This is a genomic window from Streptococcus sp. 1001283B150225_161107_H12, assembly GCF_015552665.1.
Taxonomy (GTDB): domain Bacteria; phylum Bacillota; class Bacilli; order Lactobacillales; family Streptococcaceae; genus Streptococcus.
Genome location: NZ_JADNFC010000001.1, coordinates 594,359 through 613,428, shown reverse-complemented (window position 1 = coordinate 613,428; position 19,070 = coordinate 594,359). Strand labels below are relative to the sequence as shown.

The window sequence follows — 19,070 nt, the reverse complement described above, 5'->3', positions numbered from 1 at the left end:
TTTAGTTTTCTGCCAACTCACTCAAGTACTCATACCGTTCATACTTGGCTAAGAGCCGCTCGTTTTCTTCATCCATCTGACGTTGGAGACTGGCCAACTTACCGAAGTCAGAACCATTCTCATTCATCTCAGTCTCAATGGCTGCGATTTTGTTTTCAATCTCTTCAATCTCACTCTCAATGGTCGCCCACTCCTGCTTTTCCTGGTAGCTCATCCGTTTCTTCTCTTCTCGGACTTTGACTACCTTTTCTTTTTCAGGTTTGCTACTTTCGACAACCATTTCTAGCTCAAACTTTTTCTCATCTAAGTAATCCGTATAATTTCCAAAGAATTCGCGGATGCCACCATTTTCAAAAGCTAAAATTTTTGAAGCAACCTTATCTAGAAAATAACGATCGTGGCTAACGGTGATGACTGGCCCACCAAAGCCTTGTAGGAAGTTCTCTAACACTGTCAAGGTCGCGATATCCAAATCATTGGTCGGTTCGTCCAAGAGCAAGACATTAGGTTTTTCGATGAGAAGTTTCAAGAGATAAAGACGCTTCTTCTCCCCACCAGAAAGTTTCTCAATCAAGGTGCCATGGGTCGAACGCGGAAAGAGAAATTGTTCCAGTAGATCCGCAATCGATGTAGATCCTGCACTAGTCTTGACTTCTTCTGCTACTTCTTGTAGGAAGTTAATCATCCGCTTACTTTCATCTAAACCTTCGATCTGCTGCGAGAAGTAAGCAATTCGTACCGTTTCTCCGATAACGACCTTTCCAGTAGTCGGTTGGAGTTTCCCGGCAATCAGATTGAGCAGGGTCGATTTCCCAACACCATTATCACCTACAATTCCAATCCGATCCTTGTTTTGAACCAATAGGTTAAACTGCTGCAGAATCGGCCCTTGATCATAGGCGAAATCAACATTTCGAAATTCAATGACTTTCTTTCCGATTCGACTAGTTTCAAAGGACATTTCCAGATCTGTTTCTGTAGTCTGGTGAGATAGGTCCTTCTTGAGGTCGTGGAAACGATTGATCCGCGCCTGTTGCTTAGTAGCACGCGCCTGCGGTTGCCGACGCATCCAAGTCAATTCCTGCTTATACAGTTGCTGCTTCTTATGAAGAAGAGCCGCATCTCGCTCGTCCTGCTCAGCTTTCAAGCGGACATAATCTTGGTAGTTCCCTTGATATTCAACTAGACCAGCACGGTCCAGTTCAAAAATTCGAGTTGAAATATTGTCCAAGAAATAACGGTCATGGGTGATGAAAAGAACGGTTTTCTTAGAGTTTTTAAGAAAATTGGTCAACCATTCGATGGTATCAATATCCAAATGGTTGGTCGGTTCATCTAACAGGAGCAAATCATGGTCTCCTAGGAGAACCTGAGCTAGCTGGACACGGCGACGCAACCCTCCAGACAAACTACCAACCTTAGCAGATAAATCCTGAATCCCCAGTTTAGTTAAAACTGTTTTGACCTGGCTTTCAATTTCCCATGCATTGAGAGAATCCATCTCTGCCATCACTTTTTCCAGTTTAGCTTGCTGACTCTCATCATACTGGCTCGTCAACAGTTCATACTGACGAATCAATTGGAGTTCTTTCACATCTTCTGACAGCACTGTATCGAGGACAGTTTTGTTATCATCAAATTGAGGTTCTTGGGTGAGATAGCCAATCTTATAATCATTCTTTGCAGAAAAAGGAGAACGATCTCCGTCATAGCCTGAACGACCCGATAAAACATCTAAGAGAGTTGTTTTCCCTGTCCCATTAACCCCGATTAGTCCAATCCGATCCAGCTCATGAATGATGAAAGAAATATCTTTAAAGACCGTTTTGTCCCCGACGGACTTGGTTAGTTTTTCAACGATAAAATCGCTCATGCTTCCCCCTTCTTAGCTTCAAGATAGTCGCTCAAAAAATCTCCAATCGCTTCTTTGTCATTCTCTAATTCTCCATCTACAATGGCCCATTCAATGGCAGAAATCACTTGTCCTAGAGCTGGACCTGGTTTTAAGCCGTATTCCTTGATCAACAACCCACCATTGACTACGATTTCGTGCTTATCATGAATAGCTAGAGAATCATACAATTCCTCAATAACTTGGAAATCTACAGGCAATCCATGAGCCTGACGTAGTTCTTCCGCTGATAAGAGCAGAGACTTATCATAGCGGTAGACGTCCCGACGATTTAAACGAGCCTTTTCACGTAAGCGGTAGATTTCAACCAACTGCTCCACCTTCTTAGCGAAGTCACGAGACGTTTTCCATTTCTTGAAAAAAGCAGAAACCTTATTCTCATCTAAGGTCAAGAGTAAGGCAGCCCATGCTTGCTCTGAACTCGTAAAGTTATAGTCCATCTTCAGTTGGAAAAGTTTCTCTAGTGACGAACGACTATTCTGTAAGAGAGGAAGATACTGATGGCTATGACTAGCAATCAGACCTTCTAAGCCCTTTCGCCAATAAGGAGCTAAGAGGAGCTTATCTAACTCAATAAAGACACGCTCGACAGAGATCTTTTCTAGCAAGGGGGCGCAATCTGTCATAGCTTTAAAGGTCTCTTCTTCTAGATCAAAGCCAAGACTGGCTTGAAAACGAAATCCACGCATAATCCGAAGAGCATCCTCATTAAAGCGTTCTGTTGCCACTCCAACAGCTCTTAAAATTCGATTGTCCAAATCTTCCATACCATTGAAAAGATCAATGATTTCCCCTTCTTCACTCAAAGCAAAGGCGTTGACAGTAAAATCTCGGCGCTTGAGATCTTCTTCTAGCGAGCGCACAAAACTTACCGAGCTGGGTCTCCGATAATCCACATAGACATCCTCTGTCCGAAAGGTGGTAATTTCATATTCCTGATGGTTCTCTAAAACCAAGACCGTCCCGTGTTCAATCCCGACATCAATGGTCCGCTCGAAAATAGCCTTGGTCTCTTCTGGGTAAGAGGAGGAAGCGATGTCTACATCGTGAATTGGACGACCTAAAATAGCATCTCGCACAGAGCCTCCGACGAAATAAGCTTCATACCCAGCTTTTCGAATCTTTTCTAATATTGGCAAAGCCTCCTGAAATTCAGAAGGCAGTTTTTTTAATCTCATAATAGATGTTCTAAACCATAGACAAGCTCATGACGCTTGACTACTTCTTTTACTCCTAGATTAACCCCTGTCATGAAGGACACCCGATCATAGGAATCGTGGCGTAAGGTCAATCCTTCTCCTTGACTACCGAAAATCACTTCTTGGTGGGCTACCAGACCAGGCAAGCGAACCGAATGGATATGCATCCCTTGGTAGTTGGCACCACGAGCTCCTGGCAGACTTTCTTCTTCGTCCGGCGCACCCTGCCCTTGCGGTTGACGAACCTGACTGATAAGCTCAGCCGTCTTCACAGCAGTCCCGCTCGGAGCGTCCTTCTTTTTATCGTGGTGCAAATCAATGATTTCTACATTTGGAAAGTACTTAGCTGCCTGTGCTGCAAATTGCATGAGCAAGACCGCCCCAATGGCAAAGTTTGGCGCGATGAGCCCTCCAATATTCTTCTCACGAGATAAATCAATCAAGTCAGTGATTTCTTCTGTTGTAAATCCTGTAGTCCCGACCACAGGCGCCAATCCATGCTCCAAAGCAAAGCGGGTATGCTCATAGGCAACTTTAGGGATGGTGAAGTCAATCCACACATCCGCTTCCAGCATCAAAATCCCTTCCTTGTCATGAAAGACTGGAACACCCGCCAACTCATTCTCAGACGCATGGGGATCAATCAAGCCAACTAGTTCAAGCTCAGGATCTTCTAGCACCATGTGATAAGCCGCTTGGCCCATTCTACCTTTAAAACCTGCAATCACTACTTTAATTGGCATGTTTTCTCCTTATATTTTCGGTACAAAACTAATAGCAACGCTATGATTTCCTAAGTGCGTACCAATGACACTGCCAAAGGTTGCAAATGGAATCTCACCAGCAAAACCATCTTGATGAAGAATATCGCGAAGCGTTTCCGCTTTATCCAGTGCATTCCCGTGAATGATAATGATTTGATAGTCTTTATCCGCTGTTCCTTCTTTGACAATCTCAGCTAAACGTTTGATTGCTTTTTTCTCGGTACGAACTTTCTCATACACTTCAATCACACCTTCCTCGTTAAAATAGAGGATCGGCTTAATGCTGAGAAGATTCCCAAGGATCGCAGCTCCATTAGAAAGACGGCCCCCTTTGACCAAATGGTTGAGATCATCTACCATGATGTAGGCAGAAGTCCCATCGATTTGCATCTGGATATTAGCTAGAATTTCATCAAATGACCGACCTTCACCTGCCCATTTGATTGCTTCTTCAGCCATCCAGCCAAGCGGAGCACTGGTGATCTTAGAATCTGGGAAAGCGATGGTCATGTTCGGGAACTCATCCTTCAAATACTGGATATTCTGATAGAAACCAGAAATACCTGAAGATAGGAAAATTCCTAAAACATGGGTATAGCCTTTTGATTCTAGTTGCGCCAAGAGTTCTTCTAATTCCGCGATACTAGGTTGACTAGTTTTTGGAAGTTCAGACGAAGATTCCATCTTTTGATAGAACTCTTCTGCTGTCAGGTTTTTACCTTCTACGTAAGATACTCCATCAATGACAACTGGAATATCTAGGACAAATAAATTATCGTGTCTTCTTGATTCATCTGATAGATAGGCAGAAGAATCTGTGATGACTGCTAATTTCATGCATTAAAACTCCAAATTGATTCCTGGTAAATCAAGGGCGATTTCAGTAACTTCATAGGTCAGACGGTTCAGCATATTCAAGCAAGGACGAGCTAATTCTTCTACTTCTTCTTTGCTGAATTCGCTTGGCTCGCTGACTAAACGATTGTGAATGTGGTTGATTTGGGTAATGGTCCCGCTGATGACAAAGCCATCAAAGACAATCATATAGGTCAAAATGACAATTAAAGAGGTTGTCTTTAACTCTGTATCGCGTTGAATCAATTGAAAGTTGACGTCTACTTTTGTCTCGGGAGTACCATTTTCTTTTTCCCATTCAAAGTTACGAGCATCATAATGATACTGGCTGACAAATTCTTTTTCACGTTGGATATCCATACTTGTTCTCCTAAAAATAAGCGTTATGAAAATTATACCACAAATTAAATCAAGATTCTATTGCAGAACTATGTCTTTTCACACTGTTTTCTATCACAGAAAGAAGAAAAGAGAGTGGGACAGAAATCGGTAATTCGTTAGAATTCGATTTCGTCGTCCCACCTCCGCACAGTTGAGTAGGGCTGTAAAAGCTGATGAAATCAGCGTAGTAGAGCCCACTCAACCACTGCGTCTTGCTCGACAATCAAAAGACAATTGAAAGGCTAGGACTTTTGTCCCAGCCTCTGTTAGATATGATTAATTTTTAGGTTTGCGAAGCAATCCGAACAAGATACCACTTACGACTGCACCAATCAATACGAACAAGATGTAAAGAAGCGGATTTGAAGTAAGGGCAATAACGAAGATTCCTCCGTGAGGAGCCATCAGTTTCAATCCTGCGAGACCAACAAGGGCACCTGTCAATGCTGAACCTGCGATGAAGCTTGGGATGGCACGAGCTGGGTCAGCTGCACCGAATGGAATGGCACCTTCTGTGATGAAGGAAAGACCCATGATAATGTTTGTCAAACCTGAGTTGCGCTCTTCTTCTGTAAATTTGTCTTTGAATAAGACAGTTGCTACAAAGACTGCCAATGGAGGAACCATACCAGCTGCCATAACGGCTGCCATAACGGTTGAACCACCACTAGTAAGTGCTGAAGCTGTCAACGTACTTGTACCGAATACATAAGCCGCTTTGTTGACTGGTCCACCCATATCGACAGCCATCATACCACCAACAAGGAGACCAAGAAGAACTGCCGAGCTACCTGATAAGCTAGTCAAGAAGTTGTTCAAAGAGGTATTGATAGCAGCCATTGGAATATTGATGAGGAACATCAAGAATCCTGTCAAACCAACACCAAGTAATGGCAAGAGAAGGATTGAACGGATACCATCAAGAGAACGTGGAAGACCTGCTAGAGCTTTACGAAGAACAAGAATCACTCCACCTGCTAAGAAACCACCAACTAAGGCACCAAGGAAACCAGATGATACTGCTCCTGGCAACTCACCTTTAGCAGCGCCGTAGGCGATATTTCCAAATGCTGATCCTGAGCTAGCAATAGATCCAGCGATAAACCCTGCTACAAAACCAGGTTTTTCGGCGATTGAGAATCCGATGTAACCTGCAAGTACAGGAAGCATGAAGCCAAAGGCCGCACCACCGATTGTTTTGAATTGAGCTGCTAATTCATGGTATGAACCAAGTTGAGACAATTGATCTTGAGGCACTCCAAGAATTTGGTCGATCAAGAAGGCAAGGGCAATCAAGATACCACCACCGATAACGAATGGAAGCATTTGAGAAACCCCACTCATCAAGTGTTTGTAGAAGGCTCCACCCAAGCTCAATTTTTCTTGGCTTGCGCTAGCTTGTGCAGCATTTTCAGTGTGGAAGACTTCTGCTTTGCCATCCAAGATGGTTTGGATCAATTCTTCTGTCTGACGGATACCTGCTGCGACTGGTTTAGAAATCAATTTTTTGCCATCGAAACGAGCGGTTTCAACTGCTTTATCCGCTGCAATGATGACCCCTTCAGCTTTTGCGATTTCTTCAGCTGTCAAGCGGTTGCCGACACCGGATGCACCATTGGTTTCAACACGAACCGTAACACCCATTTCTTCACCTTTCTTGATAAGGGCTTCTTCTGCCATGTAAGTGTGGGCGATACCAGTTGTACATGCTGTAACAGCAACGATAAGCGGTTTGTCAGATGAAGCTGCTTCTTTAACTGCTTCTGCTTTTTTCGCTTCTTCAGCTACAGCTTCTTGCTCTTCTGCATCAAAGGCTGCGATCACTTGATCAGGAGTGCTTGCTTGGCGAAGTTTGTCCGCAAATCCTGGTTTCATCAAGTACTTAGACAATTCAGCAAGGGCTGCCAAGTGAGTGTCGTTGGCTCCTTCTGGAGCGGCGATCATGAAGAACAAGTCTGTTGGTTGTCCATCAAGTGATGCATAGTCCACACCCTTGTTTGATTTTGAAAACAAGACTGTTGCTTCTTTGACTGCTTCATTTTTGCTGTGAGGCATAGCAATTCCATCACCCAAACCAGTTGAAGTTTGTGCTTCACGGTTCATGATTCCAGTTTTAAAAGTTTCAAAATCTGTCACCACACCATTGTCAACGAGCGATCGGACCATCTCATTGATCACGCCCTCTTTATCTGTTGCCTGAAGGTCAAACAACATCACGTTTTTATTTAAAACGTCTTGAATTTTCATAGTTTTTCTACCTCTACTTTTTCATAAGTTTCTTTAATATAGTCAGCTGTCGCCAAATCATCTGAGAAGGTGGTTGCTGTGCCACAAGCCACGCCCCATTTGAAGGCTTCGATGACATCTCCCGTCGTTGCGAGCTTCCCAGTGAAGCCTGCTACCATGGAATCTCCAGCCCCGACAGAATTCTTCACTTGACCCTTGATTGGTTTTGCGAAGTAAGTGCCGCTTGGACTGACAAGGAGAGCACCATCACCCGCCATGGAAATAATGACGTTTTGTGCTCCTTTGGCCAAGATTTCTTTGGCGTAACGTTCAATTTCTGGTAATTCCGTCAAGGTAACTCCAAAGATATCTCCCAATTCATGGTTGTTTGGTTTGACCAATTGGGGATTGAACTCCAAGGAATCAATCAAGGTTTGCCCTTCAAAGTCACACACCACTTGAGCACCTGTCGCACGAGTTGCTGCGATCAATTGTTTGTAAACGGCATTCCCAAGTGAAGATGGAGCAGATCCTGCAAAAACTACCACATCATCCGCTGTTAAGCTTGAGAGGATGCTGAGCAATTCTTGCAACTGGGCTTCCGTCACTTCTGGGCCGTTCCCATTGATTTCTGTTTCCTCATCAGCCTTGATCTTGACATTGATCCGTGTATCTTGGTCCACTGTCACAAAGTTGGTTGAAATAGCTTCGCTGGTCAGTACGTCTTCAATGAAGCGTCCTGTGAAACCACCGATAAATCCAGTCGCTGTGTTCTCGATATCGAGACGCTTTAAGACACGACTGACATTGATTCCCTTACCACCGGCGAATTTATCTTCCGAAGCCATCCGATTGACCGCCCCTGTCTCTACATGATCGAGACGGACGATATAATCAATCGCTGGATTTAATGTAACTGTATAAATCAAACCTCAATAACCTCCGTTTTTTCTTTTAATTTAGAAAGGATTTCCGTATCTGAAGCATTGGTAATGATGGTTGCTCTCTTCACCGGAGCTACCTTAACAAAAGATGTCCGCCCAAGTTTTGACGAGTCCAGGAGAATGTAAGTATTCTTTGCATTCTCTAAAATGGCCCGTTTGACGGCCCCCTCTTCAAGATCCGGAGTGCTGTACGACTCTAGGTCGACGCCATTCATCCCAATAAAAGCACGATCGAAACTTAACTGACCGATTTGATTCAAGGCCATCCCGCCAATGCTAGCGTCAGTCGAAGTTTTGACCATCCCCCCGATGATGACCGTCGGAATATCTCTCTCCACTAAACTCGCTGCATGGTGAATGGAATTGGTCACAACTGTAACGGTTGGATTGGCCAATTCATGGACTAACAATTCATTGGTAGTTCCCGCATCGATAAAGACAACTTCAAAATCTTTGATCAATTCTGCTGCTTTTTTTGCAATAGCAGATTTTTCTTGCACGTTTTTGATTGCTTTATCTTTATTGCTTTCCTCTTCCTGTAAGGAATGAAGACTTTCAGCCCCACCGTGAATCCGTCTTAGTTTATTCTCAGCTTCTAATTCATCTAAATCGCGCCGAACCGTTGATTCTGAAGAGTTTAACTCTTGAACCAAATCCTCAATAGAGACGATTCGCTCTTTGATAACCTTTTCTAAAATGATATGTTTTCGTTCAGATTTTAACATATAACCTCCTTTCGGAAACGATTACAAGGACTATTATACTCTCTTATCTTTCAAAGTCAAGCACTAAATATCAATTTCTTTCATTTTCTCTCATTTTCTCCAAAATCGTCCATTATTCTCTCTTTAAATCTAGCTACTTAACGCTTGATCAATTCCTCCATCCCCTTAAACTCAGCAGCAAATTTCTGACAGAACAAAAAAGGTATCACTAGGATACCTTTGAATGGAGATAAACTATTATTTTAAATAAAACTGCTAGTACTTTAAAAAAATGACTTATTGTGCCATTTAAGAAGATTAAAAACTTTCCGCCGTGAGAAAAGTGCTTGAAACACTACGTTTCAAGCACTCGGGAGTTTTGAAGCCTTAGATTCAAAACTAAGTCATGGAACTTCTTAGAAGTTCGCTGACGTCCGTACTCACCTAAGGAAAGTTTTTTAGAAGACTTTATCTTCAAGCTGAGGTATCACTAGGATACCTTCTTTTATGTTATGTAAGCAATCTGGGATGTTTATCCAGAATAGACATTATTTATAATTATAAGCCCAGTAATAGTAACCATCTCCATTTACAACTGTGGCTACAGCTCCTTCAGTTGCGTTTGGTTCTAGTAACAATTCACGCAAGCCACTGTTGAACCATTTCGTTGCTACAGTTGCTGGGTCTTCTTCACGACGAGCCACAAATCCAGTGCTATCATATTGTCTTGAGATTTGGTTTGCTTTTGGAAGAGAAAGCTTGTTGTAGATATCATCAGACCAAGTCAACTCTTTCAAGCCTTGAGCTTTTCTTAGTTCATTGATTTTAGCAAATGCTTCTTTGGCCTTATCTAAAGAAATATAGTTGGTATCGTCTGTCGCTTCCACACGGAATACGAATTTCACATAACCAAATTCAACGTCTTTATAGTCTTTTTCGTCGACACCACTCTTCAAGTTAGCAATCAAGACATAATCTTTTGCCCAAGGATTTTCTTTTGATTGTTCAAAAAGTTCAGGGTCTTCGATTTCCCACTCAACTTTACAATCCCAACCCGCGTTGTCAATGAATTTAGGATTCATTTTTTCAATGACATAGTTCTTAAATTCTTCGACGTTTTTGAACGGTAACGATTGGCCGGCTTTGACTGTTTCTACTACATTGGTAGAGTATAGTTTCACACTTGAGTCACGATCGCTATAAGCGTACTCGTCATCTTTTGCATCTTCATGGAATTTTGGATCGACGACAGGGTCATTTGGATCTGTCATTCCTTGAAGTTTCCATTTACCATCAATCCACTTCCAGTATGCTGAATATCCTGTAGCCTCTGTATCAGATGGAACATAGTAGTAATGAGTTGTCCCATCAAAGTAATAGTTCTTATCGTTACGCAAAGCAACTGATCCAGGCTTACCAGGTGGGTAGACTAACTTAGGTACACGACCATTTGGTGCCCAAGGAAGGTGTTCCAATCCTTCTGCTGGTGCTTCAACGTATGGTGGAATTTGGTTTTCACTTGGCTGGTCAGTTGTTACCAATCCGTCATTTCCAGGTACTTCTGGTTGAACTGGCTCTTCTGGTTTTGGCTCAGCTGGATTCTCAGGAGTTGGAGCGAATGGATCGAATTCACCATCTGCGCCTACAAATGGCGGATTCTCAGGGAAGACCAAGTTACCTGTATCTTCAGGTGTAGCTGGTTCTGATGGTTCCACCGGTTGATCTGGTTTATCAGACGGATTTGGTTCCTCCGGTTTTGGGGTTGGAGTTGGTGTCGGGGTCGGAGTATCAGGCGTTACAGGATTTTCTGTTTCGCTAGAATTCTTCACAAATACCCACTTACCATTTTGATAGTAATAGTAATCCCCATTATCTAATAAATAGTAATGGTAACCATTCTCATAAAGGTAATGAGGATCGTTGGCTAGATTATTTCTAGAGTTATTACGATTGGTCAACGGTAGCCATTGCCCATTGCGATAGATCCGGTAACTTCCATCACTCATGCGATAGTAGTGGTTGCCATTCCAGTAAATGTAATTCTCATCATGTGTGAGATTGTTATAGCCATAGTAGTTGTTCCAATTGTTATAACCATAGTTATAGCCATAATTGTAATTATTATAGCCGTAATTGTTATAACCATAGTAATAATCATAGTTATTATAGCCGTAATTATAGTTGTAATTGTTGTAACCATAACTTGGAGTATAGTAACTGTAGATATAACGACTGGTGTTCCAGCTATAGCTCTCAGCCTGAACATTCGACGCGGCAAATACTGGAACTGCTACAGCAGAGGCTAAGATAGCCCGAGTTACATATCTATATTTTTTATCCATATCAATAATCTCCATTAGGATAGTATTATAAATAAAAAGGATGAAAAAACCTATGCATAAGTGTAATTCAACCATTCTTCCAGTTTATATAGGTAAAGAGAGCTCCTGAATGAGACGTTCATTTTATTTTAAGGCCTATTTTAAAAATGAACACATCAGTCAGATTCCCACATATTTTTGCCTAAAAAACTGATAATGACGGCATATTTTGTATCGACACTTTTTCTTCCTTTGTGAAAATTATAGCACAGAAAGTTTTGAATAGCAAATAATTTGAGAACCTTCTTATTTTACTCATAGAACTATACTCATTCTTTATACAGATATTTTTACCCTACTATTCTCTGGTTGAATGGTAGGGTTATAAAGGATAAAACAATAGGATAGTATTATACTATTGTTTTATCCTGTTTCTATTACTGCTAGATTATACAAAAAGAGGCTGGGACAAAAGTCCTAGCCTCTCAATTGTCTTTGGATTATCGAGCAAGACGCAGTAGTTGAGTGGGCTCTACTACGCTGATTTCATCAGCTTTTACAGCCCTACTCAACTGTGCGGAGGCAGGACGACGAAATCGAATTCTAACGAATTACCGATTTCTGTCCCACTCTCACTTTAACAACTATTCATCTTTTTTAAACCCAAGCCCTCGGAACCATTTAGATAATCCCTTTTTACTTTTGCGTTCGTCTTTTCCAGTAGCTTTCTCAAGGTTAGCTTCGTCCTGCAAGTGATCTTCTGATTGAGTAGAATCCAGTAACGAAACTTGGACCTGATCAGTAACTTCTTCCTCTCTTGCTACTGCAGATTTGTTACCTTCCTCAATTGACAGAATTTTCTCTATCCGACTTCTGAACTCACTAGCTTCCTTTTGATAAGCCATAAAACTTGCAAAGGCTGTTTCAAATTCTACTTTTTTCTCTTCGAGTTCAGATTTTGCGGAAGCCACTAAGGCCTGGGCATCAACTAGCAGTTCAGATGAATTGGTAAACAGTTTCAGATGACCTTTGGCTTGCGTTAATTGTTTTTGAGCGATTTGAAGTTGGGCATGTGCTCCTTCAAGCTTAGATGCAGTCTCTTTTGCTACATTCTGTAAAGCATCTAATTTCTTTTTATCTTCTTCTAATGCTAGAGCAACATTTTTCAAGGCTTCTTCTTTCGGGCTAATACTACCTTGTATCCGAGCCCGTGATACTGCCAGTGAGTTTTCCGCTTCCTTGACTTCTATCGACGCAGCCTGCCATTTCTTCATCGCTGAAGCTAGGTTACGCTGAGCACGCGCCAATAGTTGCTCATGACTTGCAAGAGAATTCTTGACATCGAATAAATGCCCAGAAAGGATATTGATGCGGGATTCTTGGTTAATCTTTTCGACCTTTAGGCTCTCCAATGTATTTTTTACAGCCTTCACATCCGCTTTTGTCGTCCTTGCATTGGCAACTTTTCTCATCCACTTGCTCAGTTCTTCACTGGTATAAAGCGGGCCTCCTTCTTCAAAGAAAGCTGCTTGAGATACTTCTAAATCTGGAGCATAGGCAACTGAAATGGCCTTGTATTGATTCCCCATCATGTGGATATAGTGGCCAACCTTAGCAAATAGTTCCGGTCCCACTTTCCTGGAGATCTGACTAGGATCTAGCTGACTTTCATCCGTCGGTAAATTGAATTGCTTGGCTAATTGACGATAGTGGTCTTTTTCACTATACCAGAAGGCAACCGCTTCTCTAGGTCGATAGCCCCAGGCAACATTCTCATTCTCTTGGTAACTGGACAAGCCTTTTCGATGGTTTACATAATACTCTGTTTGAAGTTGACTAGCAGGCAATTGATAAGGATCTACCAAGAGCTCCTCTAAACCAGCCTGGCGACGGTACAGATTAATCGTATCTACGATTTCTAACGCTTTTAAGACGTTATCTAATCTAGTGACCTTTCCACCTGCCAGCTGGTCCTCTTCACTCCTACGGCTATAAAGAGACAAGGCTTCGACAGCATCATGGTTACCTGCTTTGGCCCACTCTTGAAGTAAGATCTCATAGCTTGCCTGTTGAAGATTGATGGGACTTAGCATTGCCGCTTCACGGACCTGTTCTAACTCCACTTCTTTTTTGGAGATTTGCTGAGTTAATTTCTCAACTTTTTCCTGTACTCCCGCGATCTCACTGGAAACCTGCTTTAAGACCTGAGGCACATTGGCATGAGTTTCTGTCAGATTAACTACTAATGCTTGAGCTATTTTTAATTCGTTTTGCGCCTGCTCCTCTTTTTGCTGTGCGTTGGCTAATACTGTCTCATCGTTCTGGATGGGTTGTTTGGCTTTTCTCAATTCATTACCTGCAATATCAACAAGCAACTGTTGGGCAGCAATTTTATTCTCTTGATTCTTTATGGCAGAACGGACTTGGCGATCGGCTTCTGTTGCTTGGCGTACCTTGTCTTCTTCTAAAGTAACAACTGCTTCAGCAACCGCAACTTCATTTTCAGTTTTGCCAATAGTGCTTTGATTGGAGTTTTGAATCCTTGTTTCAGTATTCTGTAAGTTAGCTTCAGCAGCTTCAAGACCAGACTTGGCTACATTGTATTCAGATTGAGCCTGATTCAAGCACAAACGTTGATCTTCTACTCTTTTTTCAGCTTTTAACAACTGTTCATTTAAGATATTCATATCCATAAAACTTGAATCCATTCCAGTCATATCCGTCGACTGCTGATCAGCAGCATTCTTCTGGGTGATCTCCTCCGCTTGCGCCTTATGCCCAGCCAAAGCTGAAAAGAGGGTTGTCGCAGCGACACCCGTTGTAAAGACTGATTTTCCTATTCTTTTGCCCATTGCAATCCCCACCAAAACTTTTTCATATCTGTTCTCTCTTCATAAGGATACCACATTTTGTTACCAATAACTAGTAGGATGGGAAAGATTTTTTCTAATTTTAGAGCAAAAGAAAAACAGCTAAGGCTGTTAGTCTTCCTGTTTAATTTGCTTCAACATTTTTTCTTCTTCTGCTGACAATTCATAGTTTTCTAGCAGATCAGGGCGACGCTCCAAGGTCTTTTTCAAACTCTGGTAAAGACGCCATTGACGGATATTTTCATGGTGACCACTCATGAGGACATCTGGAACCGTCATCCCTCGGTATTCATAAGGCCGTGTGTATTGAGGATACTCTAAGAGACCAGACGAGAAACTATCATCCTGGTGGCTGGACTCTTTTCCAATCACCTCTGGAATCAAGCGGACTGTCGCATCAATCATGGTCATGGCTGCTAGCTCACCGCCCGTTAGAACATAATCCCCCAAAGAAATCTCATCTGTCACCAAGGTCTTGATCCGCTCGTCATAACCCTCATAGTGGCCACAGATAAAGATCAATTCCTCTTCCTGAGCTAATTCTTCAGCATAGGCTTGGTCAAAAGTCCGACCAGCAGGGTCCAGTAAGATCACGCGCGGATTCTTCTTCTCAATGGCATCATAGGTATCAAAGATCGGCTGCGCTCGTAGAAGCATGCCTTGCCCACCACCATAGGGTTCATCATCCACATGGCGCGCCTTCTCTGCGTTTTCACGGAAATTATGGTAGTTGATTTCTAATAAGCCTTTCTCACGCGCTTTGCCGACGATCGAGTGCTCCAAAGGCGAAAACATCTCTGGAAAGAGGGTTAAAATATCAATCTTCATCGTCTAACCCTTCTAAGATGTCCACATCGACCCGATTACCCGGGATATCGATATTGAGCACCACTGGTGGGATATAAGGCAAGAGAAGGTCTCGTTTGCCTTTGCGTTTGACTACCCAGACATCATTGGCACCTGGTTGCAGGATTTCCTTGATCTGACCGATTAGCTGGTCATTTTCATAAACATCAAGGCCGATGATCTCATGGTAATAAAACTCGCCATCCTCCAAATCCGTCAAGTCTTCTTCCGCAACCTTTAGGCTAAAGCCCTTAAATTTCTCAATGGCATTGATATGGTACATATCCTTAAACTTGATGATATCGAAGTTCTTGTGCTTACGGTGGCTAGCAATAGTCACTGTTTGGACGAACTGATCCTTCTCATCAAAGAGAGCCAACTCTGCTCCTTTTTTAAAGCGTTCTTCTGCAAAGTCTGTCACAGACAAGACCCGCATCTCTCCTTGTAAGCCTTGGGTATTGACAATCTTCCCAACATTAAAGTAATTCATGATTTCTCCAGTATAGTTTATTCACTCTATTCTATCATGTTCAGCAACAATTCTCAACGATGCTTACTGAGTCTTCCAACAAAAAAAAACGGGATAAAATCCCGCCTTTTTATTTTTCGTCAATAACGATTCTTACTTTTTTATCTTCAGTTGGGACAGAGTAGACAATCGTTCTTATCGCAGAAATGGTGCGACCTTTCCGACCGATCACTCGACCAACATCGCTAGGATCAAGGTCAAGGTGGTACTCCAAGAATTCAGGAGTATCTTCGATCTTGATGGTTAAGGCATCCGGTTGTGAAATCAAAGGTTTCACAATTGCAATAATAAGATTTTCAATCGTATCCATACATCAACCTACTTTTTGATTATTTTGAGAATTTAGAATCGTGGAATTTCTTCAAGACACCTTCTTTTGAAAGGATGTTGCGAACTGTATCTGAAGGTTGAGCTCCATCAGCCAACCATGCAAGAACGCGGTCTTCTTTCAAAGTAACTTGGTTTTCTTCAACAAGTGGATTGTAAGTTCCAACTGTTTCGATGAAACGTCCATCACGTGGTGAACGTGAATCTGCTACGTTGATACGGTAGTAAGGTTTTTTCTTAGAACCCATACGAGTCAAACGAATTTTAACTGCCATTTTTATAAGTCTCTTTTCTATATTTTAATTTTCGGTGAAATAGACAAGCTATTTAGCACATGATCTATTATAACACATTTTATAGACCTGTCAAGAAAAAAACTTGACACTATTAAAAATTTTTTAATCGATCTCAAAGTAATAAGATCCTTCATCTTCGGAATCCGATTCAATCACATAGTTTCCAGGAGGAAGACCGGATACATCCAAGTGCTTCCCTTCAAATTCTTTGGCGAGGGAAGTCACTGTGATGGTAAAGGAAAATCCCTTAATTTGGCGGTAGGTAGCATAATTTAAAGTCAGAATTCCTCGAAGATCCGTTTCTCCAGCTTTCTCGGCAGCTAGCAAGTCTCTTGCTAACTGATCTTCAAAATCGGGATTTTGAATTGGTAACTGGAGACGAATCTCACTTACCTCGAGGCCCTGTTGATGGAATCGATCTTTTATCTCTTGCTTTAATTGTTTAAATCCTTTAGATTCCGTAAAGGCTCTTTCGAAGAACGGAGCTACTAACCAACTGTTGTAATGTTGAGCCAGTTCTCCTGCCGTGTCATAGTTTTTCCCAGTTTCTTCTTTTGATAGATGAGTCGCATCGGGAAAGTCAAACTGAACCCTCTTTCCCTCAACTCTTTCTTGATAGGTATAAGCATATTTGGTCGACATCCCATGGAGTTTAGCTGCTTTAAAATGTAGGTCTCCTTTAAATCCCGCTTCCTGATAAAATCCAGAAATTTGCTGTTGGATTTCTTTTTCTTCTTGATTAGTAAAATAAAAGAGAAAACAAATCAAGAGAGCGACCACTGTGAAGAATGCACGAACCAGGTAGCCGACCCATTTCTTGATATTGAATGGTATTTGTTTAAATATAATCATTTTTCCATAATAACAAAAAACTAGCCCGAGAGCTAGTTTGTAATGGAATGAAATTTGAACAAAGCTTGTTCATGTACTTAAAGAAACGCTTATATTTGATGTTCCTCCACATCACCGCTGCACTCTATCCATGGATATTCCCTGATCAGATAGGACCAAAAGTGATACCACTCCTCTTTCTGATAGCTAATAGCGAGATAGTATTCCTTGTAGTCAAAATCCCTTAACACAAGAAAATACTTAGGAGGAAGAAGTGATTTGTTTCTACCAGAGTATCTACTATAACTATACTTTTGAAATTTCTGAAGTTGGATTTTCCAAATGTCCTCATCTATTCTCAGATAGTCGAAACAAGACCGATAGGTTATCAAATAGCCCTTATATACTAGTAATTTCAACCTCGGTTCTCTGAATTCCGCTTCCTTCTCTATTTCCCGCAAAGAGATTGATTCGATCCATTCCTGCGAAAACTCTCTGCCTCTTCTGCTTGTTTTACAAATCAGACGAACAAATTCGAATACTTGCCGAATGAGAATGAAAGAAACCGTGCAGCCAAGCATGATCCACGCTCGAAACCCTTTTCTTTCCTGGATAGTAGCTTGGTCCCAATCCATCCCATTCAACGAGCATAACAGATAGAAAGCTGCACCAGCTAATAGGAGGATATAAGCTAGTCGAATAAGAAATTGAAAAAATAAACTCTTTCTAATCATTTATCCCCGTTTACACTCTCCTTCTTTTCAGGTCAATTCCTTTTTAGCTCTAACTGAAAGCAACTGGTATCCGTACTAGGCTAATCTTTTCGCAAGAGCGCCAATAAGGCCTCATAAGAATCCACTTCATAAGTCGGCACTGCTGGACTGGTATTTTCTTTGTGATCCGGATTGTACCAGACGGTATCAATCCCCGCAGCATTGCCTCCAGCGATGTCCGCCGTCAAAGAATCCCCAATCATGAGAGCTTGTTCCTTAGCAAATCCTGGGATCAGGTTCCCAATCTTTTCGTAAAAGGCCACTTCCGGTTTTTGAGTTCCTAATTGTTCAGAGATGAAAATTTCTTTGAAATAAGGGGTAATGGCTGATTGCTTCAAACGCCCTTGTTGAATGGCAGTAACGCCGTTGGTAGCACCATAGAGCCGGTAACCTCTTTTTACTAGCTTAGCTAACAAGTCTTCTGCTCCTGAGAAAGTCTGTCCCTGTTGACTAATGTAGTCCTGGTAACGAAGAGCCATCTCTTCACCATCTACCTCTCTACCAAAATGGGCAAAGGCAATGGCAAACCGGCTATTAATCAAGTCTTTCTTGCTAATCTTCTTTTGCTCCAAATCTTTCCAGAGGCCTTGGTTCATGGGTTTGTAGTAATCTTTAAAGGCTTGGATATCTTGAACCCCCTGATCTTGGAGGAATTGCGTTAAGGCCACTTCCTCCGCTGTATCAAAGTCCAACAAGGTGTGGTCTAGGTCAAAAAGTAAAAATGTATATGTCATTACAAACGATCCTTTAATTTTTCTACAAATAAATAGGCTGCTGGGCAAGTGAGAGTATTCTTGATGGTCAGATGGTTGATCTGATAGATTTTCTTGCGGTCTGTATGAGGGAATTCTCGACAGGCTTTCGGACGCACATCGTAGATGGAACAGAGATTATCACCACCCAAGAAAGGGCAAGGCATGGATTTAAAAACCTTATCTCCGTCTTCATCGACTTGAAGAAATTCCGCCTCAAAAGCGGGAAGCTTCATCTTGAAATACTTTGCGATGCGCGTGATATCCGCTTCCTTAAAATCGGGTCCTAGGGTCTTACAGCAGTTGGCGCAGGCGGTACAATCAATTTCTTGAAAGACTTCATCGTGAATCTCTTGGGCTATTTTATCTAGATTTTTAGGGGGCTTCTTTTTCAGATTTGCCAATACCTTGCGGTGCTCCTTTTGTTTTTGAAGCGCTAACTGATGGTATTTTTCTAAGTCAATTTCTTGAGTCATAAACTACTTTCTAATTGCTAAATGGATAAGAGCATTATACCATAGAGGCCGTAAAAAAGGGAGT

At 41.9% G+C, this 19,070-nt stretch carries 17 protein-coding genes; all 17 read right to left on the bottom strand.

Annotated elements, in window-relative coordinates; genetic code table 11:
- Position 1 precedes the first annotated feature (1 nt).
- The gene (locus tag I2C87_RS02825) at positions 2-1,873 is read right to left on the bottom strand and encodes an ABC-F family ATP-binding cassette domain-containing protein (RefSeq protein ID WP_195323894.1); all 1,872 of its coding nucleotides are present in this window, start codon (positions 1,871-1,873) and stop codon (positions 2-4) included.
- Positions 1,870-3,090 (bottom strand): CCA tRNA nucleotidyltransferase, encoded by a 1,221-nt coding sequence (locus tag I2C87_RS02820; protein WP_195323893.1) that lies wholly within the window; start codon positions 3,088-3,090, stop codon positions 1,870-1,872. Before I2C87_RS02820 ends, I2C87_RS02825 begins: the two co-directional genes overlap by 4 nt.
- Entirely contained in the window at positions 3,087-3,854 is a 768-nt protein-coding gene (gene dapB, locus I2C87_RS02815; protein ID WP_195323892.1) for a 4-hydroxy-tetrahydrodipicolinate reductase, read from the bottom strand. The genes I2C87_RS02820 and dapB overlap by 4 nt, the downstream gene beginning before the upstream one ends.
- A 9-nt stretch (positions 3,855-3,863) precedes the next feature.
- On the bottom strand, positions 3,864-4,712 hold the full coding sequence (locus I2C87_RS02810; protein ID WP_023026856.1) for a DegV family protein: 849 nt from the start codon (positions 4,710-4,712) through the stop codon (positions 3,864-3,866).
- A 3-nt stretch (positions 4,713-4,715) separates the two neighbouring features.
- Positions 4,716-5,090, bottom strand: coding sequence for a DUF1149 family protein (locus I2C87_RS02805; protein ID WP_006596301.1), 375 nt, complete (start codon positions 5,088-5,090; stop codon positions 4,716-4,718).
- A 297-nt stretch (positions 5,091-5,387) separates the two neighbouring features.
- Positions 5,388-7,358 (bottom strand): PTS fructose transporter subunit IIABC, encoded by a 1,971-nt coding sequence (locus tag I2C87_RS02800; protein WP_195323891.1) that lies wholly within the window; start codon positions 7,356-7,358, stop codon positions 5,388-5,390.
- Positions 7,355-8,266 (bottom strand): 1-phosphofructokinase, encoded by a 912-nt coding sequence (gene pfkB, locus I2C87_RS02795; RefSeq protein WP_195323890.1) that lies wholly within the window; start codon positions 8,264-8,266, stop codon positions 7,355-7,357. The genes I2C87_RS02800 and pfkB overlap by 4 nt, the downstream gene beginning before the upstream one ends.
- Positions 8,263-9,006, bottom strand: coding sequence for a DeoR/GlpR family DNA-binding transcription regulator (locus tag I2C87_RS02790; protein WP_048716102.1), 744 nt, complete (start codon positions 9,004-9,006; stop codon positions 8,263-8,265). The genes pfkB and I2C87_RS02790 overlap by 4 nt, the downstream gene beginning before the upstream one ends.
- 527 nt (positions 9,007-9,533) lie before the next feature.
- Entirely contained in the window at positions 9,534-11,327 is a 1,794-nt protein-coding gene (locus I2C87_RS02785) for a CAP domain-containing protein (protein WP_195323889.1), read from the bottom strand.
- A 623-nt stretch (positions 11,328-11,950) separates the two neighbouring features.
- Positions 11,951-14,158 carry a CAP domain-containing protein gene (locus I2C87_RS02780; protein ID WP_195323888.1) on the bottom strand — a complete coding sequence of 736 codons (2,208 nt, stop codon included), beginning with the start codon at positions 14,156-14,158 and terminating at the stop codon, positions 11,951-11,953.
- A gap of 129 nt (positions 14,159-14,287) precedes the next feature.
- Complete coding sequence (trmD, locus tag I2C87_RS02775) at positions 14,288-15,004, bottom strand: tRNA (guanosine(37)-N1)-methyltransferase TrmD (protein ID WP_195323887.1); 717 nt, start codon at positions 15,002-15,004, stop codon at positions 14,288-14,290.
- A complete protein-coding gene (rimM, locus tag I2C87_RS02770; protein WP_049496362.1) occupies positions 14,994-15,512 on the bottom strand; it encodes a ribosome maturation factor RimM in 519 nt (172 codons plus the stop codon). Before rimM ends, trmD begins: the two co-directional genes overlap by 11 nt.
- A gap of 109 nt (positions 15,513-15,621) precedes the next feature.
- Complete coding sequence (gene kphA, locus I2C87_RS02765) at positions 15,622-15,861, bottom strand: RNA-binding protein KphA (RefSeq protein WP_003001620.1); 240 nt, start codon at positions 15,859-15,861, stop codon at positions 15,622-15,624.
- A 19-nt stretch (positions 15,862-15,880) separates the two neighbouring features.
- Positions 15,881-16,153: a 30S ribosomal protein S16 gene (gene rpsP, locus I2C87_RS02760; protein WP_006596292.1), complete on the bottom strand. Its 273-nt coding sequence runs from the start codon at positions 16,151-16,153 to the stop codon at positions 15,881-15,883.
- Positions 16,154-16,276: 123 nt separating this feature from the next.
- Positions 16,277-17,026, bottom strand: coding sequence for a hypothetical protein (locus I2C87_RS02755; RefSeq protein ID WP_195323886.1), 750 nt, complete (start codon positions 17,024-17,026; stop codon positions 16,277-16,279).
- A gap of 793 nt (positions 17,027-17,819) precedes the next feature.
- The gene (locus tag I2C87_RS02750) at positions 17,820-18,512 is read right to left on the bottom strand and encodes a YjjG family noncanonical pyrimidine nucleotidase (RefSeq protein ID WP_195323885.1); all 693 of its coding nucleotides are present in this window, start codon (positions 18,510-18,512) and stop codon (positions 17,820-17,822) included.
- A complete protein-coding gene (locus tag I2C87_RS02745) occupies positions 18,512-19,006 on the bottom strand; it encodes a YkgJ family cysteine cluster protein (RefSeq protein WP_009731114.1) in 495 nt (164 codons plus the stop codon). The genes I2C87_RS02750 and I2C87_RS02745 overlap by 1 nt, the downstream gene beginning before the upstream one ends.
- Positions 19,007-19,070: the final 64 nt, after the last annotated feature.

What these genes read in the sequence shown, in the direction of transcription:
- I2C87_RS02825 (WP_195323894.1), bottom strand. Translation starts at nt 1,873, where the DNA reads ATGAGCGATTTTATCGTTGAAAAACTAACCAAGTCCGTCGGGGACAAA.
- I2C87_RS02820 (WP_195323893.1), bottom strand. Translation starts at nt 3,090, where the DNA reads ATGAGATTAAAAAAACTGCCTTCTGAATTTCAGGAGGCTTTGCCAATA.
- dapB (WP_195323892.1), bottom strand. Translation starts at nt 3,854, where the DNA reads ATGCCAATTAAAGTAGTGATTGCAGGTTTTAAAGGTAGAATGGGCCAA.
- I2C87_RS02810 (WP_023026856.1), bottom strand. Translation starts at nt 4,712, where the DNA reads ATGAAATTAGCAGTCATCACAGATTCTTCTGCCTATCTATCAGATGAA.
- I2C87_RS02805 (WP_006596301.1), bottom strand. Translation starts at nt 5,090, where the DNA reads ATGGATATCCAACGTGAAAAAGAATTTGTCAGCCAGTATCATTATGAT.
- I2C87_RS02800 (WP_195323891.1), bottom strand. Translation starts at nt 7,358, where the DNA reads ATGAAAATTCAAGACGTTTTAAATAAAAACGTGATGTTGTTTGACCTT.
- I2C87_RS02790 (WP_048716102.1), bottom strand. Translation starts at nt 9,006, where the DNA reads ATGTTAAAATCTGAACGAAAACATATCATTTTAGAAAAGGTTATCAAA.
- I2C87_RS02785 (WP_195323889.1), bottom strand. Translation starts at nt 11,327, where the DNA reads ATGGATAAAAAATATAGATATGTAACTCGGGCTATCTTAGCCTCTGCT.
- I2C87_RS02780 (WP_195323888.1), bottom strand. Translation starts at nt 14,158, where the DNA reads ATGGGCAAAAGAATAGGAAAATCAGTCTTTACAACGGGTGTCGCTGCG.
- trmD (WP_195323887.1), bottom strand. Translation starts at nt 15,004, where the DNA reads ATGAAGATTGATATTTTAACCCTCTTTCCAGAGATGTTTTCGCCTTTG.
- rimM (WP_049496362.1), bottom strand. Translation starts at nt 15,512, where the DNA reads ATGAATTACTTTAATGTTGGGAAGATTGTCAATACCCAAGGCTTACAA.
- kphA (WP_003001620.1), bottom strand. Translation starts at nt 15,861, where the DNA reads ATGGATACGATTGAAAATCTTATTATTGCAATTGTGAAACCTTTGATT.
- rpsP (WP_006596292.1), bottom strand. Translation starts at nt 16,153, where the DNA reads ATGGCAGTTAAAATTCGTTTGACTCGTATGGGTTCTAAGAAAAAACCT.
- I2C87_RS02755 (WP_195323886.1), bottom strand. Translation starts at nt 17,026, where the DNA reads ATGATTATATTTAAACAAATACCATTCAATATCAAGAAATGGGTCGGC.
- I2C87_RS02750 (WP_195323885.1), bottom strand. Translation starts at nt 18,512, where the DNA reads ATGACATATACATTTTTACTTTTTGACCTAGACCACACCTTGTTGGAC.
- I2C87_RS02745 (WP_009731114.1), bottom strand. Translation starts at nt 19,006, where the DNA reads ATGACTCAAGAAATTGACTTAGAAAAATACCATCAGTTAGCGCTTCAA.